Origin of the sequence: Pseudoclavibacter sp. RFBI5, assembly GCF_002931395.1 — a bacterium.
Classification (GTDB): Bacteria; Actinomycetota; Actinomycetes; order Actinomycetales; family Microbacteriaceae; genus Pseudoclavibacter.
In genome coordinates, this window is sequence record NZ_PSYA01000010.1 from 1,159,088 (window position 1) to 1,185,312 (window position 26,225).

At 69.5% G+C, this 26,225-nt stretch carries 24 protein-coding genes and 1 tRNA gene; 9 read left to right on the forward strand and 16 right to left on the reverse strand.

The annotated features are described in order from the left end of the window. Positions 1-38: 38 nt before the first annotated feature. The 3 genes from C5E06_RS12300 to C5E06_RS12310 all read right to left on the reverse strand — a co-directional run bounded on the left by C5E06_RS12300 (position 39) and on the right by C5E06_RS12310 (position 2,642). Positions 39-1,016 (reverse strand): ribose-phosphate diphosphokinase, encoded by a 978-nt coding sequence (locus tag C5E06_RS12300; RefSeq protein WP_104241709.1) that lies wholly within the window; start codon positions 1,014-1,016, stop codon positions 39-41. 34 nt (positions 1,017-1,050) lie between these two features. Beyond that, positions 1,051-2,496: a bifunctional UDP-N-acetylglucosamine diphosphorylase/glucosamine-1-phosphate N-acetyltransferase GlmU gene (gene glmU / locus C5E06_RS12305; RefSeq protein ID WP_104307014.1), complete on the reverse strand. Its 1,446-nt coding sequence runs from the start codon at positions 2,494-2,496 to the stop codon at positions 1,051-1,053. A 74-nt stretch (positions 2,497-2,570) separates the two neighbouring features. After that, positions 2,571-2,642: transfer RNA gene (locus tag C5E06_RS12310), tRNA-Gln, on the reverse strand. Between the two features lie 122 nt (positions 2,643-2,764). Between C5E06_RS12310 and C5E06_RS12315 the strand changes: the two genes are divergently transcribed. The 5 genes from C5E06_RS12315 (at position 2,765) to C5E06_RS12335 (ending at position 6,650) form a co-directional block, all read left to right on the forward strand. After that, entirely contained in the window at positions 2,765-3,217 is a 453-nt protein-coding gene (locus C5E06_RS12315) for a nuclear transport factor 2 family protein (protein WP_104307015.1), read from the forward strand. Positions 3,218-3,346: 129 nt separating this feature from the next. Further along, positions 3,347-3,952 (forward strand): MarR family winged helix-turn-helix transcriptional regulator, encoded by a 606-nt coding sequence (locus C5E06_RS12320; RefSeq protein ID WP_104307016.1) that lies wholly within the window; start codon positions 3,347-3,349, stop codon positions 3,950-3,952. Positions 3,953-4,008: 56 nt separating this feature from the next. Continuing rightward, complete coding sequence (locus tag C5E06_RS12325) at positions 4,009-5,835, forward strand: ABC-F family ATP-binding cassette domain-containing protein (protein ID WP_104307017.1); 1,827 nt, start codon at positions 4,009-4,011, stop codon at positions 5,833-5,835. Positions 5,836-5,844: 9 nt separating this feature from the next. Continuing rightward, entirely contained in the window at positions 5,845-6,291 is a 447-nt protein-coding gene (locus C5E06_RS12330; RefSeq protein WP_104307018.1) for a hypothetical protein, read from the forward strand. Then, positions 6,288-6,650, forward strand: coding sequence for a hypothetical protein (locus tag C5E06_RS12335; RefSeq protein ID WP_104307019.1), 363 nt, complete (start codon positions 6,288-6,290; stop codon positions 6,648-6,650). The genes C5E06_RS12330 and C5E06_RS12335 overlap by 4 nt, the downstream gene beginning before the upstream one ends. A 148-nt stretch (positions 6,651-6,798) precedes the next feature. Here the strand turns inward: C5E06_RS12335 and C5E06_RS12340 are convergent, their stop codons facing one another. The 4 genes from C5E06_RS12340 to C5E06_RS12355 all read right to left on the reverse strand — a co-directional run bounded on the left by C5E06_RS12340 (position 6,799) and on the right by C5E06_RS12355 (position 11,601). Further along, a complete protein-coding gene (locus C5E06_RS12340; protein ID WP_104307020.1) occupies positions 6,799-7,551 on the reverse strand; it encodes a MerR family transcriptional regulator in 753 nt (250 codons plus the stop codon). 171 nt (positions 7,552-7,722) lie between these two features. Beyond that, complete coding sequence (locus C5E06_RS12345; RefSeq protein ID WP_104307021.1) at positions 7,723-9,072, reverse strand: M20/M25/M40 family metallo-hydrolase; 1,350 nt, start codon at positions 9,070-9,072, stop codon at positions 7,723-7,725. A 126-nt stretch (positions 9,073-9,198) separates the two neighbouring features. Next, a complete protein-coding gene (locus C5E06_RS12350) occupies positions 9,199-10,542 on the reverse strand; it encodes an LLM class flavin-dependent oxidoreductase (RefSeq protein ID WP_104307022.1) in 1,344 nt (447 codons plus the stop codon). Between the two features lie 18 nt (positions 10,543-10,560). Next, positions 10,561-11,601, reverse strand: a complete 1,041-nt coding sequence (locus C5E06_RS12355; protein WP_104307023.1) for an LLM class flavin-dependent oxidoreductase — start codon at positions 11,599-11,601, stop codon at positions 10,561-10,563. A 260-nt stretch (positions 11,602-11,861) separates the two neighbouring features. Here C5E06_RS12355 and C5E06_RS19335 point away from each other — a divergent pair, with 260 nt between their 5' ends. Beyond that, positions 11,862-12,269 (forward strand): N-acetyltransferase, encoded by a 408-nt coding sequence (locus C5E06_RS19335; RefSeq protein ID WP_160073200.1) that lies wholly within the window; start codon positions 11,862-11,864, stop codon positions 12,267-12,269. Between the two features lie 8 nt (positions 12,270-12,277). Here the strand turns inward: C5E06_RS19335 and C5E06_RS12365 are convergent, their stop codons facing one another. The 5 genes from C5E06_RS12365 to rsmI all read right to left on the reverse strand — a co-directional run bounded on the left by C5E06_RS12365 (position 12,278) and on the right by rsmI (position 18,128). Next, positions 12,278-13,639: a hypothetical protein gene (locus C5E06_RS12365; RefSeq protein WP_146081381.1), complete on the reverse strand. Its 1,362-nt coding sequence runs from the start codon at positions 13,637-13,639 to the stop codon at positions 12,278-12,280. Between the two features lie 168 nt (positions 13,640-13,807). Beyond that, positions 13,808-14,659: a 16S rRNA (adenine(1518)-N(6)/adenine(1519)-N(6))-dimethyltransferase RsmA gene (gene rsmA, locus C5E06_RS12370; protein WP_104241735.1), complete on the reverse strand. Its 852-nt coding sequence runs from the start codon at positions 14,657-14,659 to the stop codon at positions 13,808-13,810. Then, on the reverse strand, positions 14,656-15,597 hold the full coding sequence (locus C5E06_RS12375) for a TatD family hydrolase (protein WP_104307294.1): 942 nt from the start codon (positions 15,595-15,597) through the stop codon (positions 14,656-14,658). Before C5E06_RS12375 ends, rsmA begins: the two co-directional genes overlap by 4 nt. An 80-nt stretch (positions 15,598-15,677) precedes the next feature. Then, complete coding sequence (gene metG / locus C5E06_RS12380) at positions 15,678-17,246, reverse strand: methionine--tRNA ligase (RefSeq protein ID WP_104241737.1); 1,569 nt, start codon at positions 17,244-17,246, stop codon at positions 15,678-15,680. Between the two features lie 69 nt (positions 17,247-17,315). Next, positions 17,316-18,128, reverse strand: a complete 813-nt coding sequence (rsmI, locus tag C5E06_RS12385) for a 16S rRNA (cytidine(1402)-2'-O)-methyltransferase (RefSeq protein WP_104307026.1) — start codon at positions 18,126-18,128, stop codon at positions 17,316-17,318. Between the two features lie 50 nt (positions 18,129-18,178). Between rsmI and C5E06_RS12390 the strand changes: the two genes are divergently transcribed. Beyond that, the gene (locus C5E06_RS12390) at positions 18,179-19,957 is read left to right on the forward strand and encodes a dolichyl-phosphate-mannose--protein mannosyltransferase (protein ID WP_258067594.1); all 1,779 of its coding nucleotides are present in this window, start codon (positions 18,179-18,181) and stop codon (positions 19,955-19,957) included. A 571-nt stretch (positions 19,958-20,528) separates the two neighbouring features. After that, entirely contained in the window at positions 20,529-21,443 is a 915-nt protein-coding gene (locus tag C5E06_RS12395; protein ID WP_104307027.1) for an endonuclease domain-containing protein, read from the forward strand. Positions 21,444-21,767: 324 nt separating this feature from the next. On the opposite strand, the gene C5E06_RS12400 is transcribed toward C5E06_RS12395, so the two are convergent. Beyond that, the gene (locus tag C5E06_RS12400) at positions 21,768-22,865 is read right to left on the reverse strand and encodes an SDR family oxidoreductase (protein ID WP_104307028.1); all 1,098 of its coding nucleotides are present in this window, start codon (positions 22,863-22,865) and stop codon (positions 21,768-21,770) included. A 97-nt stretch (positions 22,866-22,962) separates the two neighbouring features. On the opposite strand from C5E06_RS12400, the gene C5E06_RS12405 reads away from it, so the two are divergent. After that, positions 22,963-23,616, forward strand: coding sequence for a CatB-related O-acetyltransferase (locus C5E06_RS12405; protein WP_258067595.1), 654 nt, complete (start codon positions 22,963-22,965; stop codon positions 23,614-23,616). 67 nt (positions 23,617-23,683) lie between these two features. Here the strand turns inward: C5E06_RS12405 and C5E06_RS12410 are convergent, their stop codons facing one another. From C5E06_RS12410 to C5E06_RS12420, 3 genes are all read right to left on the reverse strand, one after another. After that, positions 23,684-23,959, reverse strand: a complete 276-nt coding sequence (locus C5E06_RS12410; RefSeq protein ID WP_104307030.1) for a hypothetical protein — start codon at positions 23,957-23,959, stop codon at positions 23,684-23,686. A gap of 84 nt (positions 23,960-24,043) precedes the next feature. After that, a complete protein-coding gene (locus tag C5E06_RS12415) occupies positions 24,044-24,442 on the reverse strand; it encodes a hypothetical protein (RefSeq protein ID WP_104307031.1) in 399 nt (132 codons plus the stop codon). A 50-nt stretch (positions 24,443-24,492) separates the two neighbouring features. Next, positions 24,493-26,145 (reverse strand): RecQ family ATP-dependent DNA helicase, encoded by a 1,653-nt coding sequence (locus C5E06_RS12420; protein WP_104307032.1) that lies wholly within the window; start codon positions 26,143-26,145, stop codon positions 24,493-24,495. Between the last annotated feature and the right edge of the window lie 80 nt (positions 26,146-26,225).

The window sequence follows — 26,225 nt, forward strand, 5'->3', positions numbered from 1 at the left end:
GGCGGGGCGTGTGACGTGCGTGCGGCAACCCGTGGTGGCTAGGCGGCGCCGTCGAACATGGAGGTGACCGATCCGTCGGTGAAGACCTCGGTGATCGCGCGAGCGAGCGTCGGGGCGATCGGCAGGATCGTGAGCTTGTCGAAGCGCTTCTCGGGCGGCAACGGCAGCGTGTCGGTGACGACGACCTCGTCGATCGCATCCGAGCTCAGACGCTCGACGGCCGGGTGCGAGAACACGGCGTGCGTGGCCGCGACGACGACACCGATCGCACCGGCGGCCTTGAGCGCCTCGGCGGCCTTCACGATGGTTCCGCCCGTGTCGATCAGATCGTCGACGAGCAGGCAGACGCGACCCTTCACGTCACCCACGATCTCGTGCACGCTCACCTGGTTCGCGACCCTCGGGTCGCGGCGCTTGTGGATGATCGCCAGCGGCGCATCCAGCTGATCGCTCCACACGTCGGCGACGCGCACGCGCCCCATGTCCGGGGACACGACGGTGAGGGTCGCCGGGTCGAGCTTCTCGCGGAAGTGCTGCAGCAGCACCGGCATCGCGAAGAGGTGGTCGACGGGCCCGTCGAAGAAGCCCTGCACCTGCGGGGCGTGCAGGTCGACCGACATGATGCGGTCGGCGCCGGCCGCCTTGAAGAGGTCGGCGACGAGACGGGCCGAGATCGGCTCGCGACCGCGACCCTTCTTGTCCTGACGCGCGTAGGGGTAGAACGGTGCGACGACCGTGATGCGCTTCGCCGACGCGCGCTTGAGCGCGTCCAGCATGATGAGCTGCTCCATCAGCCACTCGTTGATGGGCGGGCAGTGCGACTGGAGCACGAACACGTCGGCCCCTCGCATGCTCTCGCCGTAGCGAGCGTAGATCTCGCCGTTCGCGAAGGTGCGCGACTCGGTCTCTCCGAGCTCGATGCCCAGTTCTGCGGCGACTGCCTCGGCGAGCTCAGGATGAGCTCTGCCCGAGACGAGAACAAGTCGCTTCTCCGTGGAGGTGATGATGCCAGACACGCTGTACCGCCCGTTTCCTGTGCTTGCTCTGTTGTTACGCGTTCGGTGTGGAATCTGCAGCAGAGGCTGCCTCGGCGGCCTCTGCCGCGGCGGTGCCCGCTCGGTTCTTCAGCACCCACCCCTCAGCGTTGCGCTGAGGTGCGACGTTGATGGCGAGTGCACCAGCCGGAACGTCCTTGCGGACGACGGTCCCGGCCCCTGTGTAGGCTCCGTCGCCAATCCTAACCGGGGCGACGAAGACGTTGTGCGAGCCGGAGCGGACGTTGCTGCCCACCGTGGTGCGGTGCTTGTTCACCCCGTCGTAGTTGGCCGTGATCGTGCCAGCGCCGACGTTCGAGTTCTGACCCACCTCGGTGTCCCCGATGTAGGAGAGGTGCGGGACCTTCGAGCCGTCGCCGATCTGCGCGTTCTTCGTCTCCACGAACGTGCCGATCTTGCCTCCGACCCCGAGGATCGTGTTCGGCCGAAGGTACGCCCACGGGCCGACGGTCGCACCAGCGCCGATGACGCTGAGGGTCGCGTCGGTGCGCTTCACGACGGCGCCCTCGCCGACCTCGCAGTCGACGAGCGTCGTGTCCGGCCCGATGATGGCACCCTCGGCGACGGACGTCGCCCCGCGCAGCTGGGTTCCTGGGAGCAGCTCGACGTCTCGGCCGAGTGAGACGTTGCCCTCGATGACGGTCGTCGCCGGGTCGTGCACCGTGACGCCCTCGAGCTGCCAGTGCCGTATCTGACGCGCGTTGTAGTAACGCTGCGCCTCCGCGAGCTGCACGCGGTCGTTGATGCCCTGCACGATCTCCGGGTCGGTGACGGCGATCGCCTCGATGCGCCCCGCATCCGCCTTGATGAGCTTCGCCGCGTCGGTGAGGTACTTCTCCCGCTGCGAGTTCGAGTCGTCGATTCGGCCGAGCACCTGACGCACCGTGCGGGCGTCGAACGCGTACACCCCTGCGTTGATCTCGGTGATGCGCAGCAGCTCCTCGCTCGCGTCCTTGTGCTCGACGATCTCGTCGAAGTCGCCGCCGGCGGAGCGCACGATGCGCCCGAAGCCCGCGGGCTCCTGCACGAAGGCGCTCAGCAGCGTGAGCTGGTTCTGCGCGCGACGGTGTTGCTCGATCATCCGCCCGATCGTGCCGGAGTCGAGCAGCGGCACGTCGCCGGAGAGCACGACGACGACGCCGTCGAAGTCAGCGGGGAGCGACTCGAGGCCGACCTCGAGGGCACGACCGGTGCCGGGGACCTCGTCCTGGTCGGCGAACTGCGTGTCGGGGGCCAGATCTTGGATCGCCGAGACGACGCGGTCGCGATCGTGCCGGACCACCGTGACGGTGTGCGCGGGGCCAAGCTCGGCGGCCGTGTGCAGCACGTGCCCCACGAGCGGGATGCCACCGAGCCGGTGCAGCACCTTCGGGGTGCTCGAGCGCATCCGCGTGCCCTGGCCAGCCGCCAGGATGACGATTGCGAGTTCTCGATCGGTCACAGATCCTCCTCGTTGTGGGCGCCGTGATTCGAACGCCATCACGGTCCACGGTGGCATGCAGCACCCCCGCGCCGCTCCTCCCCCAGGATTCGAACCTGGACCTAACAGCTCCAAAGGCTGTCGTGCTGCCGTTACACCAAGGAGGAACGTGCCCGCTCACGCGCGCACTCGCCAATTGTGCCAGAACCGGAGAGACCGCGGGCAAGCGCCACTGGTGCTGTGGAGGGGATTGGGCCAGACTGCGAAGCAGAAGACACAAGGAGGCGTCATGTCCGAAGCCCTGTCCATCGCGCGGCGATTCACCGACACCTACTCGGCAGCCGTCGCAGGTCGCGACAAAGCCGCCATCATGTCGCTCTACGCGCCCGACGTGCGCGTCTTCGACCTCTGGAGCACCTGGTCCCACGAGGGAGCTGACGCCTGGGGCACCTCACTCGACGCCTGGTTCGACTCCATCGAGTCGGGCACGCACGCGGCCACCTTCACCGATCTGCGGGCCTACGGAGACCACGACGTCGTCGTCGTCGAGAGCTTCGTCCGCTACTCCTGGCAGAGCCCCGAGGGCGAGCTCGAGTGGATGGACAACCGCCTCACCTGGGCGATCGTGCAGCACAGGGGCGACTGGGTGGTCGCGCACGAGCACACCTCAGCGCCCGTGGGCGCCGACGACGGCCTCGTCGTGACGAAGCGCGACGTGGACGCGCACCACCCGAACTCCTAGGAACCGAGCGTTCCTCCGCGGCAGGGAGACCGCGCCGCGACGAGTCGGCGGACGCGCCGCGCCAGCGGAACGAAGGGCCCGCCCCTGGCTCGTCAACGTGCACTCGCGGGACTCGCCATAATGGGACGTATGGATGCCCCCAGACGTGCAGCTCACCAGCGTGACGTTCCGCGCGCGACGGTCGAGCTCAGCGGGGGCGGGCACGGCGAGGTCGGGCACGGCGGCCACGCCGCGCATCCGACCGACACGGTCGACACGATCGTGCGCGACTGGTCGCGGGAACGGCCCGACCTGGACGTCGACCCGCTGCGCATCTTCTCCCGCGTGAAGCGCATCGCGAAGCAGCTCGACGCGCTCCGCAAGGCCGCGTTCGCGGAGACCGGGCTCGAGCTGTGGGAGTTCGACGTCCTCTCGGCGCTGCGTCGCGCCGGGTCCCCGCACCGCCTCAGCCCCAAGCACCTGCTCGCGTCGAACCTCGTCTCGAGCGGCACCATGACGAACCGCATCGATCGCCTCGTCAGCCGGGGCCTCGTGACCCGCGAGGTCGACCCCAACGACGGCCGCGGCATCCTCGTCACCATGACCGCAAACGGGCGCGATCTCGTCGACCAGGCCCTCACTCGGCTCGTCGCCGCCGAGCGCGAGCTGCTCGCCGAGCTCGACCTCGAGACGCGGGACGACCTCGCGACCGCCCTGCGCACACTCTCGCTCCGGATGGACGACCCCGCTCACTGAGCGCCCACCGCCCTCGCTCGGAGGCCACCGGGCCTCCCCGGCCTTAAGCTGGTCTGATGGCCCATCTTCTCGGCGCGGAAGCGCTCCACCTCGAGTTCCCGACTCGAGTCGTCTTCGACAGCGTCTCCGTCGGCATCCAAGAGGGCGACCGCATCGGCATCGTCGGACGCAACGGCGACGGCAAGTCGACCCTGCTCAAGCTGCTCGCCGACCGCATCCAGCCCGATGGCGGCAAGGTCACACGGCGGCGGGGCGTGCGCGTCGGGATGCTCGACCAAGCCGACACCCTCGACCCGGAGCTCACCGTCAAGCAGGCCATCGTCGGCGACATGGACGACCACGACTGGGCTTCCGACGCGAAGATCCGCGACGTCGTGAACGGGCTCGCGGGCGACCTCGAATGGACCGACAAGATCGGCGACCTCTCCGGTGGCCAGCAGCGCCGTGTGGCCCTCGCGGCCCTGCTCATCGGCGACGACGACATCATCATGCTCGACGAGCCCACCAACCACCTCGACGTCGAGGGCATCGCCTGGCTCGCCAAGCACCTCAACGGCCGCTGGTCGAAGAACCAGGGCGGGCTCGTCGTCGTGACGCACGACCGGTGGTTCCTCGATGCGGTCTGCGAGACGACGTGGGAGGTGCACGACCGCGTTCTCGACCCGTTCGAGGGAGGCTACGCGGCGTACATCCTGCAGCGCGTCGAGCGCGACCGGCAATCTGCCGCCATCGAGTCGAAGCGGCAGAACCTCATGCGCAAGGAGCTCGCGTGGTTGCGCCGCGGCGCCCCAGCCCGCACGGCGAAGCCGAAGTTCCGCATCGAGGCCGCGACGCAGCTCATCGAGGACGAACCTCCCGTGCGCAACCCCGTCGAGCTGTCGCAGCTCGCGACGGCGCGCCTCGGCAAGGACGTCGTCGACCTCCTCGACGTCGGCGTCACCTTCGGCGACAAGGAGGTGCTCCGCGACATCGAGTGGCGCATCGCACCTGGCGAGCGCACCGGCATCCTCGGCGTGAACGGGGCGGGCAAGTCGACGCTCCTCAACCTCGTCGCGGGCACCCTCGAGCCGACGAGCGGCAAGGTGAAGCGCGGCAAAACCGTCAAGATCGCGACCCTGTCGCAGCGTCTCGCCGAACTCGACGAGCACCAGAACGACCGCGTCCGCGAGGTCGTCGCGCGCCAGAAGTCGAGCTACGTGTCCGGCGGCAAGGAAATGACGCCGTCGCAGCTGCTCGAGCGCCTCGGCTTCACGACCACGCAGCTCCAGACCCCCGTGAAGGACCTATCCGGTGGTCAGCGCAGGCGCCTCCAGCTGCTCCTCATCCTCCTCGACGAGCCGAACGTGCTCATCCTCGACGAGCCCACCAACGACCTCGACACCGACATGCTCGCCGCGATGGAAGACCTTCTCGACACGTGGCCGGGCACCCTCCTCGTCGTGTCGCACGACCGGTACCTGCTCGAACGCGTCACCGACCAGCAGTACGCCGTGTGGGACGGCGGCTTCCGCCACCTTCCCGGCGGCGTCGACCAGTACCTCGAGCTGCGCGCCAACAGCCTCAAGGGCTCAGCCCCCGCGACGCTCTCCAGCACGACGGATGCGACCGCCGGCGGTTCCTCGTCGGCTTCAGCCTCCAGCGCCTCCGGCCTCTCCATCGGCGGCGCCGACCGCCGCAGCGCCGAGAAGGAGGTGCAGGGCATCGCCCGCAAGATCCAGAAGATCGAGCAGTCCATGAAGAAGGTCGACGCCGAACTCGCCGCCCACGACCAGGGCGACTACGAGGGACTCGGGACCATCACTGCCAAGCGGCAAGCCCTCGCGGCCGACATCGACGCGCTCGAGGAACGCTGGCTCGAGCTCTCCGAGATCCTCGAGGCGTAGCCTGAGCTCATGAAGGTCAGCGCGCCCCGCGTCCGTCTCACCTCGGCGGCGGCGCTGTGCGCCCTGGCGGTGGCATCGACCCTGGCGGCTTGCTCAACCGGGCCCGCCCAGAACGCCGGTGTGTTCATGGCACCGAGCCCCAACTTTGACCCGTACCCGAGCGACGGCAGCCCGGGGGTCGTGCCCTACTTCGAGTGGGTCGACGAGACGCACTTCACGATGAGCACCTGGAACAGTCGCGCGCAGTGCGGTTCGGGGGCGCCGACGGTCGTCGCAGCGTCGACGACCGAGCTGCACATCCACTACGCGATCACTGATCGGGATGCGGTGTGCGAAGCCTCGGAACGGACGCTTGGCTACGAGTTCGAGTTGCCGGAGGACGCGACCGGCCGCCCCCTGCAGATCACGGTCACGGCAGAGAACATGAAGCACGTCGACCACGGCACACTCGAATGAGGGGACCGGACCTGGCAACCGGCGTCTCTGTCACGCCGCCCGCGGACTACGATCCTCTCGACGCGGGCACCAACGAGGATGTGGCACCGAGCTTCGCCTGGGTCGCCGCGTCGAGGTTCCGACTCGACATGCTCAACAACCGGCCCCTGTGCGGCGCGGGAGACCCCGAACTGCTCGTCACCTCGGCGGGCGAGGTGCGCATCCACTTCCCCATCGTCGACCCGGACGCCATCTGCATCCTCATGCTCGCACCCGTCTCGTTCGAGTTCGAGCTGCCGGAGAGCGCGAGCAGTCGGCCGCTCACCATCACCGTCACCTACGAGGGCGGCCCGCAGGTCGACACGGCGACGCTGCACTGAGCACCCACCTCTGCGCACCCACCCATGCGCGACTCCCGCGTCAGGTCGCCTGCGCAAGAGTCACCCAGATGCACGTTGCGCTCGACGGGGAGATGCATCTCCCTGACGTTTGTGCGGACTCGGTCGGCTCGAGCTACGGAAGGGACTGCTAGCCGAGGGTGCGCTCGGCGTAGATGCGCATCGCGTCGCGCACGAACTCAGCACCCGTGGCATGGACGCGCGTGTAGTTCTTGCCGAAGCGCTCATCGGCGACGTACATCTCGCCGAGGTTCGTGAACAGCTCAGCGGTCGGGGCTTTGCCCTGCCAGCTGTCCCTGATCCACGCGAATTGGCGGGCGGCGGCCGCCTGCGCCTCGTCGCTGCCAGGCCCGAGCCCCGCCGACTGGGCTGCGCTGAACGCATCCTGGATCCGCGTCTGCTCCTCCAGGAAGCCCTTCTTGCCGTCCACGCCGAGGCCGCGCCACCACGCGTCGCTCCCGGCAGAGGCTTCGGCTCCCCACCGCTCCGCGACTTCGTCCTTGTACTGCGTGTGGTCGAATCCGTCGAACATCTGCTCGGGCATGAGCTGTTCCTCTCCCTTGAGCGCGGCGAGTGTCGCACGCACCGATCCGATCTGCGTCGTGAGGCGGCCGCGCTCGTCGTGCAGCCAGCCGAGGTGCGTCTCGAGCGCAGCGACGTCGTCGGTGCGGCCGGCGAGGGCGTCTCCGATCGCCGCCAGGCCAACGCCCAGCTCGCGGAGGAGCAGGATGCGCTGCAGCCGAACCAGCGCGCCCTCGTCGTAGTAGCGGTAGCCGTTGGCGCCCGTTCGGCTCGGCCGAAGCAGGCCGATGCTCTCGTAATGCCGCAGCGTCCGCGAGGTCACCCCCGACCGCTTCGAGACCTCGCCGATCGACCATTCCATGGCGGGCGTCCTCTCGCTCAGATCGTGTGAGCGGCTCCCCCGTTCTCGGGAGATCCGAACCGCTCGAGAACGACTGTAAAAGTTGACGCTGCGTCAAGGTCAAGCGGGTGCACGAGATTGCCCGAGCCCCCGAACGGGTGCATCAAGCTCGTCAAGCCCGTCAAGCTCGCGTCAGGCGGACAGGAAGCCTCGGACGACGTGATCGAGGCCGCGCACCGTGAGGTCGATGGACTCGAGGTCGAGGCGCTCGTTCGCGGAGTGGAACCTGTTGCGGGCGACCGAGAAGGTCAGCTCTGAGCTGAGTATCCCGAACCCGAAGGCGTTCGCGCCGTGCAGCCGGTAGAAGCGCGCATCGGAGCCGCCGACACCGAGGATGGGGGCGGGCTTCGCTCCTGGCACGAACTCGGCGAGTGCCTCCTCGATCTGCCCGTAGAGGCGAGTCGTGGTGGGTGACTCGTTCGCCGCCGAGAACCACTCCCCCTCGACGCTCACGAGGCCCGGGAACTCGGCGGCCACGGCGGCGAGGTGTGCCTCGACGTCGTCCTCGGTCACGCCGGGCAGCACCCGGATGTCGAGCGAGATCGACCCGCTGTCTGGGATGACGTTGACCTTCGACCCGGCGTCGACGACGGTGACGGCGACGGTCGTGTGCGTCCAGGCGTGGACAAACGGGGCGAGCTCGCCGAGCTCGGGGTGCGCGCTGAGCTCGGCGATGGCCTCGTCGATGGTGTCAGGATGCGCGAGCCGCGTGCTCAGCTCGGCCGGCAGGTCGAGGGCTGCGAGCGTGTCGAGCCACTGCTCGCTGATGCGGGGCTTCGGCGCACCGGCCTGGAGGCGGTCGATGACCTTGGCGAGGGTGACGGCCGCGTTCGATCTGCCCCACGGGGCCGAGGCGTGCGCCGCGTCGCCGCGCACGACGATGCGCCGTGGGGCTGCCCCCTTCTCGCCGACGCCCACAGTGATGGCGGTGCTGCCGATGCCGCCGAGGCGCGCGCCTCCCCACTCGGTGAGCACGTTGTCGGCGGCGATCGTGGCCCAGTCGTGCTCGGAGAACCAGCCGACCCCCGCCCGGCTGCCCTGCTCCTCGTCGGCGACGGCCGCGAACACGAGGTCGCCGGTGGGGGCGAAGCCGCTCGTCGCGAGGCGCTTGAAGATGACCGCGTAGGAGGCGGTGAGGAACAGCATGTCCACCGCACCGCGGCCCCAGACCTCGCCGTCGACGAGCTCGCCCGAATGCGGCGGATGCACCCAGTCGCTCGCCTTCACGGGAACGACGTCGGTGTGGCCGACGAGGGCCAGCGACTCCGCGGCAGGGTCACTGCCCGCGAGGCGTGCCACGACGGAGACACGACCGGGGAACGGCTCGACGCGCGCGAGCTCGACGCCGCTGCCGGCGAAGAACTCCTCGATGACCGCCGCGGCCCGCCACTCGTTGCCCGAGTCGAGCGCACCGTCGTTGACGGTCTCGGCGCGGATGAGCTGCTGCAGGAGGGTGACGGTCTCGTCGCGAAGCGAAGTCATTCCCCAATCCTCGGCGGAAGGGAGCCGAGGCGCGCGCCGGAGCGTTGCGCGGAGTAACGCGCCAGGCTGAACGAAGTCACGCGACCCCTCCTGTCACATCCCCCACCTTCACCGGGGTGCCCTGGCTCAGACGCTCGCGGGCACCAGATCGCCGACGGCCGCGGGCAGACCGAGGTTCTCGCGCAGCGTCGTTCCCGGGTACTCGGTGCGGTAGGAGCCGCGCTCCTGGAGCGCCGGGATGAGCTGGTCGACGATGTCGTCGAGCCCCGAGGGCACGAGGTACGGGGTCAGGTTGATGCCCGTCACGGCTCCGCTGCGGGCCAGCTCGGTGAGCGTGTCGGCGACCTCGTCGACGCCGCCGACGAAGCCACGCTGCGAGGAGAGGTGGATCACGAATTCGCGGATCGACAGTCCGAGCGCCTCCGACTTCTCCCGCCACTGCTGCGCGAGCTCGAGCGCCTTCGCGTTCTGGAACGCGCTGCCGCGGGTGCCGTCGGTGACGGCCACCACCGGATCCTCCACCGGCAGCGGACCGTCCGGGTCGAGGTGGGAGAGGTCCTTGCCCCAGAACTGCTCGAGATAGCGAAGCGACGTCGAGGGCGAGATCTGATGCTCGCGCACCCAGCGGGCCTTCTCCTCCGCCTCCTTGGGAGTTCCGGCGACGATGATCGTCGCGCCAGGGAAGAACGCGAGCTCGTCGCGTGCACGGCCGAACTTCGTGAGCCGCTCGCGCAGATCGGCGGCGAACGCCGTCGCACCCTCCAGCTCGGGGTGCGCGGAGAAGATGACGTCGGCGTGCTCGGCACCGAAGTCGCGCCCCTGGCTCGAGTCGCCAGCCTGGAACAGCACGGGCCTCGACTGCGGGCTCTGCGGGAGGACCCGCTCGGAGACGAAGTGGATGAACTCACCATCGAAATCGACGCGGCCCCGGTTCGCCCACAGCTCCTTGGCTGCTCGCACGAACTCGGCCGCCCGGTCGTAGCGGTGCTCGTGCGCGAGGTGACCGCCGCGGCGGAAGTTCGCGCCGGTCCACGCGTTGTCGGTCGTGACGATGTTCCACGCCGCGCGCCCCTCGCTGAGGAGGTCGAGGCTCGCGAGCCGGTAGGCCAGGTCGGCCGGCTCGTTGTAGGTCGTGTTCTGCGTGGCGACGAGGCCGATCTTCTCGGTGATGGGCGCGAGCGCGGCGAGCTGCGTGATGCCATCCGGTCGCCCGGCCACGTCGTTGTCGTGGATCTTGCCGAGATGCTCGCGCAGCCGCAGCCCCTCACCGAGGAAGAAGGCGGAGAAGAGTCCACGTTCGGCGGTCTGCGCGATGCGGCGGAACGACTCGAACTCGGTCTGCGATCCACTCTGCTCGCTCGACCAGATGGTCGTCGAGTTCACGCCCTGGAAGAAGACCCCGAACTGGATCTGGCCTGCGCCCGCCGCTCCCGAGGCAGGCCGCGTCGGACCTGTGCTGTGCTGTGTCATCGTCGTGATCCTTCGCGTTCAGAGGGCCTGGGCGGCGTAGCGGTTGGCAGGGTGCGCGAGCCCGAGAGCGTCGCGCAGATGCTCGCCGGCGCGCGGAGAGGTGAAGACGCCTGCGCGGCGAAGCGCTGGGAGCACGGCGCGGCCGAGCTCCTGCACATCCGCGCCGAAGTCGGCGGGCAGCAGGCGCACGCCGTTCGCGAACGACGCGACCTCGGTGATGAGCTCGACGAGCCCGGCCGCGTCCCCGGAGTAGTGGATGCGACCCGCCGCCTGCGCGTCGGCCGCGAACGCACCGGCCCGGTCGGCTGCGGGGCGTCCTGGCGCGTCGAGCGCGAACGAGACCTCGATGATCGTGCGGGCGATGCCCTGGGAGTCGGCCTGCCCGGCCGCGGCGCTCGCCTCGAGGACCGTGCGCTCGCGGATGAGCGCGACGTCGACGAGCTCGGGCGCTGCCGAGCCGTACGGCGCGAAGGTCGGCAGCTGCCCCTGGTGCGGGCGCGGGATGATGGACGGGCCCTTCACGCTGAAGCGTGCGCCCTCGAAATCGGCGTAGTGGAGCTTGTCTCGGTCGAGGTAGCGGCCGGTCTCGACATCGCGGATGACGGCGTCGTCCTCCCAGGAGTCCCAGAGCCTGCCGAGCACTTCGATGGTGTCGTCGAGTTCGGTGCGGCGGGCCTCGGACCCGTCGAGCGGAGGCCGGTCGAACGCGGCCGCTTCGATCTCGCTGCCGTCGACGTCGCCGATCCACCCTGCCCTGCCGTGCGACGCGTAGTCGAGCGTCGCGAGCTGCGTCGCAAGGTGGAACGGCTCGACCGCCGAGACCCGGATGAGCGGCACGAGGCCGGTCGCCCCGGAGAGCGGGGCGGCGAACGCGGCCTGCTCGATGGCGTCCAGCCGCGGAGCCGCCGCCCTGAGGTCGCGGAAGCCGATGTCCTCGAACGTGGCGATGGTCACGCCGAAGCGCTCGAGCGCGGCGATCGCCGCGCGGATTCGCTGTGGGCCGACGCCTTCGCTGCCCGCTTCGACGGCGATGGCAAACGGCGGGTTCTCGTGAGTCATGCCTCGAAGACTAGGAAGCGCACGTCGCCGGTTGGATGTCGACGCTTCACCTGCCGCCCCGGGAGGACTTCTGGCGCAACACTGGGTGCGGGCCTCGTGAAGTGAGGCGTACGGTACCCACCAACGAAGCAGCAGCCCGCCCCGCACTGGAGCGAACCGCACAACCCCGACCGTGGAAGGAGCATGAAGATGACACACACGACAACAGGCCTGAACTTCATGTGCCAGCAGCGCGTCGAGACTGGCAGGCCGGTCCTGCAATGAGCCTCGGGCTGCACACGTCGATCGGCAATGCCGTCCGTGTGACCACGACCCGAGCGGGCAGCGGCCGCGTCGAGTTCCACGCCATTCCCTTCGACGGCACACGAGTCGTCGCGAGCGCCGTGCTCTCCGGCCCCCTCGACGCCGTCGGCTCGGAGCTCGTGTTCGACGAGCTCTGGGTCGCCCCGGACGTGCGCGGAACCGGCATCGGGACCCGGGTGACGAGGGCCGCCATCACCTGGGCGGATCTGCACCTGGCTGCCGGAATCGACACCTACGTGCCGGAGGAGAACGTCGCCATGCAGCGCCTCCTGGAGCAGCTCGGCTTCGAGCGTCGGCCCGAGCTCGAGCACGGCGAGGAGAGCTGGACGCAGATCTTCGCGCTCACCCTCGAGCTCGCCGGTTAGCTCACCGTTCAGCTGACCGGCTCGAGCGACGGCACCGGCCCGGCGCCCGACATCCCGATGACCACGAGCGCCGGTCGGCTCACCGCGTTCCCGGCCTCGTCCTCCCAGGTCAGGGCGAGGCGCGAGCGGTCGACGACACCGCCAGAACCGGCGAAGCTGGTCGTGCCGCCAGACGCGGCGATGTCGAACGAGGTGATCTCGCGGGTGCCCGCGACGACGAGCACGTCCACACCGTCATCTCGGACCCACCTGGCCGCGATCACGGGCAGCTGCGGTGCGCCGTTCACCGGTCTCGCGACGTCCCCCGCCCCGAGCACGACCGGGTCCTCGTCGCCGCGCACGGCGATGACCGCCGCCCAGAGGACCCCAGAGCCGCGGCCCTGGCTTTCCAGGTGGGAGACCGAGGCGAGCGCGAGCCGTTCACCGGATGGCAGCGGCTGATCGTCGAGGATGGATGCTCGCAGCCGGTACCCGCGCTGCTCGTCCCGGGCGGTGATGATGCCGCGCGAGAGCGCCGCGAAACGCGCGTTGCCGCGCTTGGGATCGGTGACCGCGCTCCAGTCCCGGTCGGCATCCTCGGTCTGCAGCATCGTCAGCCCCGAGCTGGGATGCACGTAGGCGAACCCCGCGTAGACGTCCGCCGCAGCCGTGCCTCCCGCGTCCGGGATGCGCAGCAGCGCACGCGCCGACAGGAGGAGGAGCCCGTCGGAGGTCGGCGTCTCGCTCAGCGCGGGTGCCGTCTCGGTGGAGAAGGTCGCCGTCTCGAGCGATATGCCGCGCTGCATCCGCTCATGGAAGAGCAGCACGCCGCGCGCGACCGTGAACCCGCGCTCGTAGCGGCTCGTCGTGATGGAGGAGGCCCCGAGCATCGTGAACGCCGTGTCGTCGTCGCTGCCGGCACCGTCGAGCGGACGCGCAAGGGCCGCTACGGCGTCGTCGGAGCGGAGGATCACGAGCCGCGCCGAGAACGAGCTGCGGAGCCCCGGCACCGAACCGAGCGCAAGAGAGTCGACATCGCCGGCCCAGAGCAGCTCGATCACCTGCCCGTCCGGGATCTCGATGCCGTCACTCCCGCCCGTCACGTCGGCGCTGTCGGTCACGTCGTCCGCGCCGCCCTCCCGCCAGAGGTCGGCGGCGGCCACAAGCGCACGCTGGTCGTCGAGGTCGGCTCGGGGGCCCCGCGTGGGGTAGCCGGGCAGCGTCGACTCGCTCACGGCATCCGTCGGAGAGGTGTCCGACTCGTCCGTGAACGCGAGGACGACCCAGCCAGCGGCGAGGACAAGAACGGTGACGATGGCGACGATCGTGATGGTGCGCGCACGACGCGGAGGCGCCCCAGGAACACGACGGGCTGCAGATGTGTCGCCCATGACCGCTCCCTCGACGCGCTGCGCGAGCACCGACCTCGTTGTGGTGCCCGAAGCTAGTCTGCCCCAGTCGGCTCGACGGTGCGCGCCGCATTCCCAGGCGTCCCCATCCGTTCCCAGGCGTTCCCTGATCCGATGGAGTCACGAGGGCCCGGGTGCCCCTCGCCGAGCTCAGTCTTCGGGAGTCCAGGCCTCCGCGAGCCGCACGTAGTCGTCGATGCCGACCGTCTCGCCGCGGGCGGTGGGGTCGATGCCAGATGCCTCGAGCACAAGCGAGGTCGCAGCCGCGTTCTCGCCGAGCAACGGCGACAGCGCCTGGCGCAGCATCTTGCGGCGCTGACCGAACGCGGCATCCACGATGCGGAACACCTTGCGACGCAGCTCCTCCGAGCCGCGCGGCTCAGCACGTTCCGTGTACGAGATGAGGATGGAGTCGACGTTCGGCACCGGCCAGAACACCTTGCGGCCCACGAGGCCCGCACTCGACCACGTGCCGTACCAGGCGGCCTTCACGCTCGGCGAGCCGTATACCTTCGATCCGGGTCCGGCGACGATGCGCTCCCCCACCTCGGCCTGCACCATGACCACACCGCGCTGCAGCGACGGCAACCGCTCGAGGAGGTGCAGCAGCACGGGCACCGACACGTTGTACGGCAGGTTCGCGACGAGCGCGACCGGCTCGCCCGGCACCTCCTGAACCTGCAGGGCGTCGGAGACGATCACGTCGAGATGCGCGCCAGCCGCGTGCTCCTCCACCGTCTGCGGCAGTCGGGCGGCGAGGCGCTCGTCGATCTCGATGGCCGTGACACTCGCGCCCGTCTCGAGGAGACCGAGCGTGAGCGAGCCGAGGCCGGGCCCCACCTCGAGGATGTGCTCCCCCGAGCGGACCTTGGCGGTCTGCACGATGCGCCGCACCGTTCCCGGGTCGTGCACGAAGTTCTGTCCGAGCTTCTTCGTGGGCGTCACATCGAGCTCGGCCGCGAGCTCGCGGATCTCGTTGGCGCCGAGCAGGCTGACGCTCATGCGGTCTCTCTCTCGTCGGAGGTGAGGTCACCGGCGAGGGCGCCTTGGCCTGGTGCCTGATGCCAGCTGCCGTAGACGGCCTCGGTGTTCGAGGCGACCTGGGCGCTCAGCGCATCCACCGCGATCCCCAGATGCTCGGCCATCGCCCGAAGGGTGACCGGGATGAGGTACGGCGCGTTGGGGCGGCCACGGAAGGGCACCGGCGTGAGGAACGGAGCATCCGTCTCCACGAGGATGCGCTCGATCGGCGTCACCGACAGCGCCTCCCTCAGGGAAGCGGCGTTCTTGAACGTGACCGTGCCCGCGAACGAGAGGTACCAGCCCTCCGCCGCCGCGATGCGCGCCATGTCCGCGTCGCCGGAGAAGCAGTGGAAGACCGTGCGCTCCGGGGCACCGACCCGCTTGAGAGTCGAGATGACGTCGTCGTGCGCATCCCGGTCGTGGATCTGCATGGCGAGCCCATGCTTCTTCGCGAGCCCGATGTGCCGCTCGAACGCCTCGACCTGCAGCAGCTGGTCGGCCTTCTCCGGCGTGCGGAAGTAGTCGAGCCCCGTCTCGCCGATGGCCCGCACCCGCGGCTCGGCCGCGAGGCGGTCGATCTCGGCGATCGCGTCCTCCAGGGTGCCAGCGGCGGCGAGCTCCGGCACGACGTTCGGGTGCAGCGCGACCGCCGCGAGCACGCGCTCGTGCGACGCCGCGACGCGCGCCGACCACCGGCTCGACGGCACGTCGTTGCCGACCTGCACGACCCCCTTGACACCCGCTGCGACTGCGGCGGCGAGGTGCTCGTCGAGCGTCAGGCGCTCGTCCTCCTCACCATCCTCGATCTCGAGGTGCGTGTGGTTGTCGTAGCAGGGCACGGCAAGCGCCTCGGGGTACGGCGGGTACGCCAGGATGCGCGTGTGCCCGGACTCGCTTGTCGCAGAGCGGCGGCGCAGCCTCTCGGCGTCACCCGGCGCTCCGGCGTCCGGGGCCCCGGCGTCGTGAGCTCCGGCGTCGTGCTGGGATTCGGTCACCGCTAGCGCTGGACTTCCTGCTCGATGCGCGGGAAGAGCGGCGGCAGCTCGCTCAGCGGCCGAGAGCCGACAAGCGCGTACGCGTTGTCGATGCGGGTCGAGGCGAGCTCGCCGTTGCCGCCGATCGCGAACCACAGCTTCTCGGCCGCGATCGGGACGAACGGGTTGAGCAGCACGGCCAGGTGGCCGAGGCAGCGGGTCGTGACCTCGAGCACCGCGGCGAGGCGCGCACGGCCCTCATCGCCCTGCTTGGAGAGCGCCCACGGCTCCTGCTCCGTGATGTACCCGTTGAGCGCATCCACCAGCCGCCAGATGTGCGCAAGAGCGCCATCGATGTCGAACGCCAGCATCGCCTCGTCGGCCTTCGCCGCGACCTCGGTCGCGAGGTCGATGATGACCTGCTCCGACTCCAGCATCGTGGACTGCTCCGGGACGACCCCGTCGAAGTACTTGTTCACCATCGCGATGACCCGCGACGCGAGGTTCCCGAACCCGTTCGCGAGCTCAGCCTGGTAGCGAGCCGACAGGTCCTCCCACGAGAACGAGCCGTCCTGCCCGAAGTGGATGGCGCGCAGGAAGTAGTAGCGGAACGCGTCGGAGCCGAAGACATCGGTGATCTCCGTCGGCGCGATGCCCGTCAGCTTCGACTTCGACATCTTCTCGCCGCCCACGAGCAGCCAGCCGTGCGCGAAGATGCCGGCCGGAACCTGCAGGCCGGCGGCCATGAGCATCGCCGGCCAGATGACGGCGTGGAAGCGCAGGATGTCCTTGCCGACGATGTGGTGCGCCGGCCAGAACTTCTCGAGCTCCGACTCGTCGTCGCCGTAGCCGATGGCCGTGATGTAGTTGAGGAGCGCGTCGAACCACACGTAGACGACGTGCGACTCGTCCCACGGCACCTTCACGCCCCAGTCGAACGTGGTGCGCGAGATCGAAAGGTCGCGGAGTCCCGAGCGCACGAACGAGATGACCTCGTTGCGCGCCGACGACGGCTGGATGAACTCCGGGTTCTCCTCGTAGAGCGCCAGCAGGCGGTCCTGGAACTCGCTGAGCTTGAAGAAGTAGTTCTGCTCCTGCAGCAGCTCGAGCGGCTTCGAGTGGATGGCGCAGACCTTCTCGCCCTCGTACTGGCCGGTGCCGGCGACGATCTCGGACTCCGGCTTGAACTCCTCGCAGCCCACGCAGTAGAGCGCCTCGAACTCGGCGTCGTAGATGAAGCCGGCGTCGTTGAGCTTCTGCAGGAAGCGCTGCACGCGAGTCTCGTGCCGCTCGTCCGTCGTGCGGATGAAGTCGTCGTTCGAGATGTTGAGCGTCTCGAGCATGGGCTTCCACGCCTCGTTGACGAGCTTGTCGGCCCACGCCTGCGGGGTGACGTTGTTCGCGAGCGCCGAGCGCATGATCTTCTGACCGTGCTCATCGGTGCCCGTGAGCAGCCACGTGGTGTCGCCACGCTGACGGTGCCACCTGGCGAGCGCGTCGACGGCGACCTCCGTGTACGCGTGACCGATGTGGGGGACGTCGTTGACGTAGAAGATCGGTGTCGTGATGTAGAACGATTCGCCGGAAGCCATGGGGATCATCCTATTGTCGGCCGAGCACTGTTACGACGCGAGGTGCCCCTGAGCGCCACCCCTGGCCCACTATTTCGCGAGCTGGCCCTGGTAGAGGTCTCTCTTGCTCATGCCTGTCTCGGAGGCGACCTGCGCGGCCGCGTCCTTCAGGCGCATCCCGCCCGCTACGAGCTCCGCGACCATCGCCTGGGCCCCAGCCTCGTCGACGACTGCGGGGGCCGCACCCTCCACGACGATCACGATCTCGCCGCGCACCCCTTCCTCCGCCCACGGAACCAGCTCAGCCGCGGTTCCCCGCCTGACCTCCTCGTAGAGCTTCGTGAGCTCCCGGCAGACGGCGATGCGACGATCGGCCGGCCAGATCGCGGCCATGTCGGCGAGCGTGCGCGCCAGGCGGTGCGGCGACTCGAACAGGACCACCGTGCGCGGCTCCCTCGAGAGCGAGCGCAGGAACGTCTCCCGCTCCCCCGCCTTGCGAGGCAGGAAGCCGTCGAACGTGAAGCGGTCGGTCGGCAGCCCCGAGATCGCGAGCGCCGTGATGACGGCGCTCGGCCCCGGCACGCTCGTCACCGTCACCCCCTCCTTCGCCGCGAGCGCCACGATCGGGTAGCCCGGGTCGGAGATTCCCGGCATACCGGCGTCGCTGACGAGCACCACATCGGCCTCGCGAGCCTGCTCGACGATGGTCTTCGCGAGCTCGTCCTCGTTGTGCTCGTGGAGCGCGACGAGCCGCGGGCGGTTCTCGACGCCCAGCATCCCGAGCAGCTTCGCCGTCGAACGGGTGTCCTCGCACGCCACGAGGGTGGCGTTCTTGAACGTGTCGATGAGGCGCGCCGAAGCGTCGCCGAGGTTCCCGATGGGGGTGCCGGCCAGGATGATCATGGCTGCGATCCTCCCACGCGCTCGCCCCGCGGCCCCCTACGATTGCTTGGGTGAGCGAGCAAGCAGACACGGGAACACCAGACGAGGCGGCCGAGTCGTCCGCGACGACGGCCCCCGCGACGGCGACGAGCGGCACGGTGACCGCATCCGCTGCCCCTGCCGCGCCGGCGGCGAAGGCGCCGGCGGCTCCGGTGGCGCGCGGCTCGGTGTTCGACGACCTCTGGGCGCGAGTCACGAGCACCCCCAGGCTGCGCGTGCGCACCGAGTGGATCCTCCTCGGCGTCGTCACCCTCCTCGCCGCCGTCCTCCGGTTCTGGAACCTCGGCGGCGCGCACTTCCTGATCTTCGACGAGACGTTCTACGTGAAAGACGCGTGGACCCTCCTCAACCTCGGCTACGAGGCCGAGTGGCCCGAGAACCCGAACGACGCGTTCAACGCAGGAGACCCGAACGGGTACACGACCGACCCGTCGTACGTCGTGCATCCGCCCCTCGGGAAGTACCTCATCGGGCTCGGGATGCTCGTGTTCGGTGCCGACAACCCCTTCGGATGGCGATTCGCCGTCGCCCTGCTCGGCACCCTGGCCGTGCCGCTCCTCTGGGTCATCGCCAAGAAGCTGTTCCGCTCGCCCGTGCTCGCCACGATCGGCGCCGGGATGCTCGCCATCGACGGGCACGCGATCGTCATGTCGCGCGTCGGGATCCTCGACGGCATCCTCATGTTCTTCGTACTGCTCGCCTTCCTCTTCGTCCTCCTCGACCGCGAGGACCAGCAGCGGAAGCTGCGCACGAAGATCATGGCCTGGCGCGCGGAGGAGGGCCTCGACGGCGACCCGATTCCGACGAAGGCCACGACCACCTCGCGAGCGCCCGACGTGAAGCCCGTCGGACCCGACTGGGGGCCCCGCCTCTGGTGGCGGCCCTGGCTCATGGCGGCGGCCGTCACCCTCGGGGCCGCGTCGGCCGTGAAGTGGTCAGGCCTCTACTTCCTCGCCGCGTTCTGCGTCTACACGCTCGTCATCGACATGATCGAGCGGAAGCGGCTCGGCGTGACCTTCTGGGGCTCCGCCGCGATCCTCATGCAGGGCCCCGTGTCGTTCCTCCTGACCGTGCCGCTCGCAGCCCTCACCTACCTCGCGACCTGGACCCGCTGGCTCACCACCACGGGCGGCTTCTACCGCGGCTGGGCCGAGGAGGCGGGCAACGCGTGGACCGGACTGCTCTCGTGGGTGCCGCTGCCCCTGCAGAGCCTCTGGCACTACCAGGTCGAGGCGTACAACTTCCACCGCGGACTCAGCGCCGAGCATCCCTACCAGTCGGGGCCGCAGGAGTGGCCGTTCCTCATCCGCCCCACCGCGTTCAGCTACGTCTACTCGGAGGCGGGCGACGGCTCATCCTGCGACGTCGGACAGTGCGTCGAGGCGATCACGTCGATCTCGAACCCCATCATCTTCTGGTTCGGCACCGTGTCGATCCTGTTCCTCATCATCATGTGCTTCCTGCGCCCGAAATGGCAGTACTTCGCGATCCTCGTCGGCTACGGGGCCGGCTACTTCCCGTGGCTCGCGTACCTCGAGCGCCAGGCCGTCTTCCACTTCTACGCGATCGCGTTCCTGCCGTTCATGATCCTCGCCTCCCTCGTGGTCATCCAGACCATCGCCGGCGACCGCGAGACCCCGCGCCCCTCCAGGACCATCGGCGTCTCCGCGGTCGGAGTGCTGCTCGTGATCATGGCGCTCGTCTCCGTGCTCTTCTGGCCCGTGTGGACCGGCCAGATGATCTCCACCTCCTACTGGTCGCTCACGCACTGGCTGCCCAGCTGGCGGTAGGCGCGCGGCGGCCGGCGCCCCGCGCGCCCCGCATCCGCGACCCCCGCGCCGGATGGGTCACTTTGCCCCCATCGAACCGCGCAGCACGGGCCCAAAGTGACCTCTTCAGGCGCGGCGACGCCGACCTGCGCAGGTTCCCGGCATGGCCGCGCGCATCCCCCGCACGCGCCCCCGCGCCGAATGGGCCACTTTCGTCCCATCGGGCCGCGCCACACGGGCCCAAAGTGACCTCTTCACGAGGCGCGGCGAGGCCGAGATCGCCAGGAGATGCGGCGGGCTGCGGAGAATTTCAGCGCCGCGACGCCGACCTTCGTAGGTTTCCGGCATAGCCGCGCGCATCCCCCGCACGCGCCCCCGCGTCGAATGGGCCACTTTCGCCCCATCGGGCCGCGCCACACGGGCTCAAAGTGACCTCTTCACGAGGCGCGGCGACGCCGGAGGCGGAAACCGCGGTGAGCGGTGAGCGGTCAGCGGTCAGCGGATGTGCCGAGCCGTGGATGCGTCGGGCATCGGGGGCGGCGGGCTGTGGAGAACTTCAGCGCGACGACGCCGACATACGTAGGTTTCCGGCATGGCCGCGCGCATCCCGATCCCCGAGGAGCTCAGAGACCGCGCGTTCAGCATCGCGGAGGGGAACGCCGCGGGTCTCACGAAGAAAGCCCTCGCCCGGCAGAGCCTCGCTCGGCCCTACCGCGGAGTGCGAGCGACGGAACCCGCACTGACCAGCAGGGAGCAGGTCCTCCGCTTCGGGCCGCGGCTCCGCGGTGGCCAGGCGCTGAGCGGGCCCTCCGCGCTGCGGGTCTACGGGCTGCCGGTACCGCGGCGCCACCGCTCGGAGACCGTCGACGTGCTTGCCAGGCAGTCGGCCTCGAGACCACGAGCGGCGGGCGTCCGTGCGCGGCGCATCCGGGATGACCTCTGGGAGGCCGACCTCGTCGAGGGGGTCCGGGTGGTTCCCGTGCCGCTGCTCTTCACTCTTCTGGCGAGTTCGTTCAGCGAGACGGAGCTGGTCACGGTCGGCGACGCGATGATCAGCGACTTCGACCGCTACCCGGGGCGGGTTTCGTCCGGCTCGCTGACCCAGCTCACCTGCTTGGAGGACGCCGTAGAGCGTTGGGGCCGACTCCGTGGCTGCTCGGTGCTGCGCGGCGCCCTGCCGCGCCTTCGGGAGCACGTTGCCTCGCCACCGGAGAGCTGGCTTCGCTGCCTCATCGTGGACGCGGGCATCGAGGAACCCGCCGTCAACGCCGATATCCACGCGGGCGGACGCTTCCTGGCACGAGGCGACCTCGTCTTCCGAGCCCAGCGCGTCGTCGTGGAGTACGAGGGCGAAGTGCACCTGAGCCCCGCGCAGTTCCGGCGCGACATAACCCGCACGGAGGCGCTGATCGCGGCCGGATGGCGCGTCATCCGCGTCACCCACGCTGACCTGTTCCCCGACGCCGCCGCCTTCCTCGCGCGGTTGCGTGCGGCGCTGTCCCGGTAGCGCGGCAACCCGGTAGCGCGGTAGCGCCGAGGCCCACTTGGGCCACTTTCACCCTATTTCGGAGCCGTCTGGAAGGGTGAAAGCGACCCAAACGGGCCAGGCGGAGCCGTCGGCAGGGCGAAAGTGACCTAACTAGCCCTGGCGGAGACATCTGGAGGGGTGAAAGTGACCCAAACGGGCCAGGCGGAGCCGTCTGGAGAGGTGAAAGCGACCCAAACGGGCCTGGCGGAGCCGTCTGGAGGGGTGAAAGCGACCTACCTGGCCCATCTGCCGAGCGCGCTCAGCCGGGAGGTGCTCAGCCGGAAGCGGCCAGCCGGGATGCGCTCAGGGGATGAGGCGGTCGGCGCGGTAGCGCGCGAAGAGGTCGGCGAAGGCCTGGTCGGTTCGGCGGAAGCTGAGGAAACCGGCGGCGCGGCTCTTGCCCATGTCGGTGACGACCTCCATCTCGCGTCCGAGGTCGGCGTCGGTGTGCCACCAGGATGCGAGCCGCGAGATGTCCGACTCGACGAGGTCGTGCTCGGCGGCGATGGCCGGCCAGTGCTGCTCGAGCTGCGCCATCTGCTCCTCGAGGGGGCGCGCCTGCCCGTCGAACCCGACGACCTGCTCGGCGGGGACGCCGAGCATCTCGGCGAGGCGAGGCCACATCCACCGCCAACGGAAGATGTCCCCGTTGACGATGTTGAAGGCCTCGTTGCGGCCAGCCGGCTCCGTCGACGCCCACACCATCTGCTCGGCGAGGACCCCCGCGTCAGTCATGTCGGTGAGGCCGTTCCACTGCGCCGCACTGCCGGGGAACACGAAGGGCACGCCGAGGTGCTTCGCGATCGTGGCCTGCACGGCGATCGTCAGGCCCATGTTCATGGCGTTGCCGACGGCATGCCCGATGACGGTGTGCGACCGATGCACCGACCACCTGAACTGCTGGCGGACTGCTGCTGCGAAGAGCTCGTCCTCCTGCGCGTAGTAGAAGTTCGGGGTGTCGAGCCGCTCCGACTCCTCACGGAACGGGGTGTCGGGCATCTCCCCCGCGGCGTAGGCCTCGAATGGGCCCAGGTAGTGCTTGAGTCCGGTGACCAGGGCGGCGTGCTCCACGGGGGCGTGGTCGAGCGCCGCGAGCAGGTCACGGACCATGGCGCCGTTCACGGCGATGTTCTCCGCCTCCGTCGCCTGTCGCTGCCACGCGGTGAAGAACACGTGCGTGGGGCGCTCGTCCGCGAGCGCAGCGCGCAGGCTCGCCGGGTCGCGGAGGTCGGCGGCGATGCCCCGCACGGTGCCGCTCGTCACGGCGCGGCGGGAGAGAGCGAGCACCTCCCAGCCGTCCTGGCTCAGGCGATCGACGAGGGCGGAGCCGGTGATCCCGGAGGCGCCCACAACAAGCGCGGTCCTCGGTGCGTTGGTGGTGCTGTTCGAGTTCGAGGTCATCAGGGGTGCAACGAGGCTGCCGCGATGGCTATTCCATGGCCGCGCGGTTCGGGATGCGCACCGCAGGCCCAGAATGGCGCGGTTCTACACTGGTTCGGTGAATGAACCCGCGTCTGCCCCTGACCCCAGCACGCTGCATCCGATCGACGGTCAGGAGCGGGTCATCCTCCTGAAGCCGCTCGTCACCAGCCCGCTCATCAGCGTCGGAGACTTCACCTACTACGACGACCCCGACGACCCCTCGGCGTTCGAGACGCGCAACGTGCTGCACCACTACGGGCCTGAGCGTCTGGTCATCGGGAAGTTCTGCGCCATCGCCTCCGGCGTGCGGTTCATCATGAACGGCGCCAACCACCGCATGTCTGGGCCGTCCACGTATCCGTTCCCCATCATGGGCGGAGCCTGGGGGCAGCACGTCGACCTCGTCAGCGACCTGCCGAGCCGCGGCGACACGGTCGTCGGCAACGACGTCTGGATCGGCGGGGACGTCACCATCATGCCGGGGGTGCGTATCGGCGACGGGGCGATCATCTCCACTGGATCCGTCGTGACGAAGGATGTGCCCGACTACGGCATCGTGGGCGGCAACCCGGTGACGCTCATCCGCCGCCGCTTCGATGACGACGACGTCCGGACGCTCCTCGAGGTCGCCTGGTGGGACTGGCCCCTCGAGGCGATCACGGAGCATGTCCGTGTCATCTCCGACGGTTCAGTGGCCGAGCTCGCTTCGATCGCCGACAACTTGGCGTAGCCGCGGCGCTGCACGGCCACGCCGCAGCGCGGCGCCGCTGCACAGCACCGCGGCGCCGCGGTCGGCTTTACGGGTAGGCGACGTAGAGGCGGTACATGCCCCCGAACGTGCCCGTCGTGTCCTGCGAGCAGGCGTTCGGCCCGATGTACACGTTCGATCCGGTTCCGACGGAGCCGCCGACGACGGCTCCCCACTTCGCCATGCACGCCGCCTGGGTCTCGAAGGCGTAGTAGGCCGAACCGGCGGCGCTGGCAGGGGTAGCGGCGAAGAGCGCTCCCGCGAGCGCGCCGACCGCGGCGAGTCCACTGAGCCCTGCAAACTTGCGAGTCTTTGAATTCGTCATCCGGCAAGGCTAGGACGCCTCCTTGAGCGAGCCGTCCGAAGTCCCTCCGTATCCAGTGGGCGCAGGAGAAGCAGGAGATCCAGCTCAACGCCCGTTGACGATCGCGACCACAATCCAAAAGACCGTGTGCAGTGCCAGTGCGGTCGCAACGACTCCCGGCGCAAGCCACGCGGGCACGCGGAATCCTCGACCCACGACGGCGGCGAGCCAGACGGACAGCACGATCAGCCCAGCCGCAACAGCTCCCATACCGAGCGCCATGGACAGCGCTTCCTGCCGGTACGGATTCGAAGTGAAAGACGGGTCTCGCTGAAGGAAATCCATCAGCTCCAACGAGGCGAGCCCCCCGATGAAGAAGAACAGGAAGTTGCTGACCATGACGATGGCCGCGACCGCGAACCACGCGCGCAGCGGGCCATCGGCCTCATCGAGAGGCTCTTGGCCCTCGCTGGAGGCGCCGTCGCGCTGAGCGGTCTCGCTCACAGGAAGCCCCTCGGGAAGCGCATGCGACGAACCTAGCTCACGTCGGTCGGCTACGCGCTGACGTCCTCGACCTGGCGCAGCACGTTCGAGTCGAGCGCCGCGAGGGCGACGACCTTGTAGCCCTCCGACTCGAAGAAGATCGTCGCCCGGTCCTCTTCGACGCTGATGACCGTGCCTGCTCCCCACTCACGGTGCTCGACGGTCTCGTCGATGGCGAGCGGCGCATCCGCCGGCACGCTGTCTGCCTGCGCGTCCGACGTGTCCTCGCGCCGCTCGCAGCCGTCGCAGTTCCCGCACCATTCCGGCCCGTCGACCCCGAAGTAGTCGAGCAGCACGCGCCGGCGGCACTGCGTCTCCTCCGCGTAGGCGCGCATCATCGACAGTCGCGACTCGGCGATTCGCTCCCGCGCGGCGGATGCCTCCTTGACGGCCTTCACCACGACATCGACTCGAGTCTTGCGCAGCGGATGCACGCCCCCGGCCGTCTCGACGAGTTCGGCATCCACGAGCTGGTTGACGAGCCTCGAGACCGTTCTTGCGGGCTGACCGACGGCCTCGGCGAGGTCCCGGATGCTCGCCCCTGGCGTGCGCGTGATGGCGCGCCACAGGGTGCGCAGTCCGGCCTTGTCCACCGAGCGCTTCGCAAAGAAGCGCCGCAGCGCGAGGTCCTCGACGCGGTAATGCAGCACGGCCGTCGCGGGCTCGCCGTCCCGCCCCGCGCGGCCGACCTCCTGGTAGTAGGCGTCGAGCGACTCCGTCGTCGCCGCGTGCAGCACGAAGCGCACGTCACCCCGGTCGATGCCCATGCCGAACGCGGACGTCGCGACGACGACATCGAGTTCGCCGTCCCGCCAGCGGTCCTGCACCGCTCGGCGCTCTGCGACCTTGAGACCGGCGTGGTAGGCGGCAACCTCCCGCCCTTCCGCGGCGAGCTCGGCCGCGTACGACTCCGTCTCCCTGCGTGAGGCGACGTAGACGAGACCGGGGGCGGTCCAGCTGCGCGCTTCGTCGACGATCGCGGCCCGCTTGTCGTCCTCGCTCTCATGGCGCTGGACTGCCAGTCGGATCTCGGGTCGGTCGACGCCGTGCACCTGCACGTCCGGATCCCGCATCCGCAGCCGCTCGACGATGTCCGCCCGCACCGGCTTCGAGGCCGTCGCGGTCATCGCGAGCACCGGCGGGTCGCCGAGCGCTGATCGCACGTCGCCGAGCCTCAAGTAGTCGGGCCGGAAATCGTGCCCCCACGAGGAGACGCAGTGCGCCTCATCCACGACGAGCAGAGACACGTCCTGCGCCGCGAGGCGGGCGACGTTGTCCTCGTTCGCCAGCTGCTCCGGTGCGAGGAGCACGTACAGCGACCCGCCCGCCTCGATCCGCTCCCAGGCGCGGGCCACCGCAGAAGCGCCCCGTGACGAGTTGATGGCGACGACGTCGGGGGCATCCGGGGCGGCCTCGATCGATGCGCGCTGGTCTGCCTGCAGGGCGATGAGCGGCGAGACGACGAGAACGATGCCGCCGCGCGCAGCCCCCGCGACCTGGTAGACCGCTGATTTCCCGCCACCGGTCGCGAGCACGAGCAGCGTGTCGCGCCCCGCCGCAGCAGAGCGGATCGCGTCGCCTTGACCGGGGAGCAGCGACTCCCACCCGAACCGGTCCCGCGCGATGCGCTCGAGCGTGCGACGGGTTGGTGCGGAGGAACTCATGCACCGACGCTATCGCCGTCGAACTGGGTGAGGACTTCGCTTGACAGGCCCTCCCACGCCGTGTTCGCACCCCCTCTGCG

Coding starts and splice junctions, on each gene's coding strand:
- C5E06_RS12330 (WP_104307018.1), top strand. CDS start 5,845: ATGAAGGTCAGCGCGCCCCGCGTCCGTCTCACCTCGGCGGCGGCGCTG.
- C5E06_RS12365 (WP_146081381.1), bottom strand. CDS start 13,639: ATGGGCGACACATCTGCAGCCCGTCGTGTTCCTGGGGCGCCTCCGCGT.
- C5E06_RS12335 (WP_104307019.1), top strand. CDS start 6,288: ATGAGGGGACCGGACCTGGCAACCGGCGTCTCTGTCACGCCGCCCGCG.
- C5E06_RS12325 (WP_104307017.1), top strand. CDS start 4,009: ATGGCCCATCTTCTCGGCGCGGAAGCGCTCCACCTCGAGTTCCCGACT.
- C5E06_RS19335 (WP_160073200.1), top strand. CDS start 11,862: ATGAGCCTCGGGCTGCACACGTCGATCGGCAATGCCGTCCGTGTGACC.
- C5E06_RS12395 (WP_104307027.1), top strand. CDS start 20,529: ATGGCCGCGCGCATCCCGATCCCCGAGGAGCTCAGAGACCGCGCGTTC.
- C5E06_RS12320 (WP_104307016.1), top strand. CDS start 3,347: ATGGATGCCCCCAGACGTGCAGCTCACCAGCGTGACGTTCCGCGCGCG.
- C5E06_RS12350 (WP_104307022.1), bottom strand. CDS start 10,542: ATGACACAGCACAGCACAGGTCCGACGCGGCCTGCCTCGGGAGCGGCG.
- C5E06_RS12315 (WP_104307015.1), top strand. CDS start 2,765: ATGTCCGAAGCCCTGTCCATCGCGCGGCGATTCACCGACACCTACTCG.
- C5E06_RS12420 (WP_104307032.1), bottom strand. CDS start 26,145: ATGAGTTCCTCCGCACCAACCCGTCGCACGCTCGAGCGCATCGCGCGG.
- rsmA (WP_104241735.1), bottom strand. CDS start 14,659: ATGAGCGTCAGCCTGCTCGGCGCCAACGAGATCCGCGAGCTCGCGGCC.
- C5E06_RS12340 (WP_104307020.1), bottom strand. CDS start 7,551: ATGGAATGGTCGATCGGCGAGGTCTCGAAGCGGTCGGGGGTGACCTCG.
- C5E06_RS12400 (WP_104307028.1), bottom strand. CDS start 22,865: ATGACCTCGAACTCGAACAGCACCACCAACGCACCGAGGACCGCGCTT.
- C5E06_RS12410 (WP_104307030.1), bottom strand. CDS start 23,959: ATGACGAATTCAAAGACTCGCAAGTTTGCAGGGCTCAGTGGACTCGCC.
- rsmI (WP_104307026.1), bottom strand. CDS start 18,128: ATGATCATCCTGGCCGGCACCCCCATCGGGAACCTCGGCGACGCTTCG.
- metG (WP_104241737.1), bottom strand. CDS start 17,246: ATGGCTTCCGGCGAATCGTTCTACATCACGACACCGATCTTCTACGTC.
- C5E06_RS12355 (WP_104307023.1), bottom strand. CDS start 11,601: ATGACTCACGAGAACCCGCCGTTTGCCATCGCCGTCGAAGCGGGCAGC.
- C5E06_RS12345 (WP_104307021.1), bottom strand. CDS start 9,072: ATGACTTCGCTTCGCGACGAGACCGTCACCCTCCTGCAGCAGCTCATC.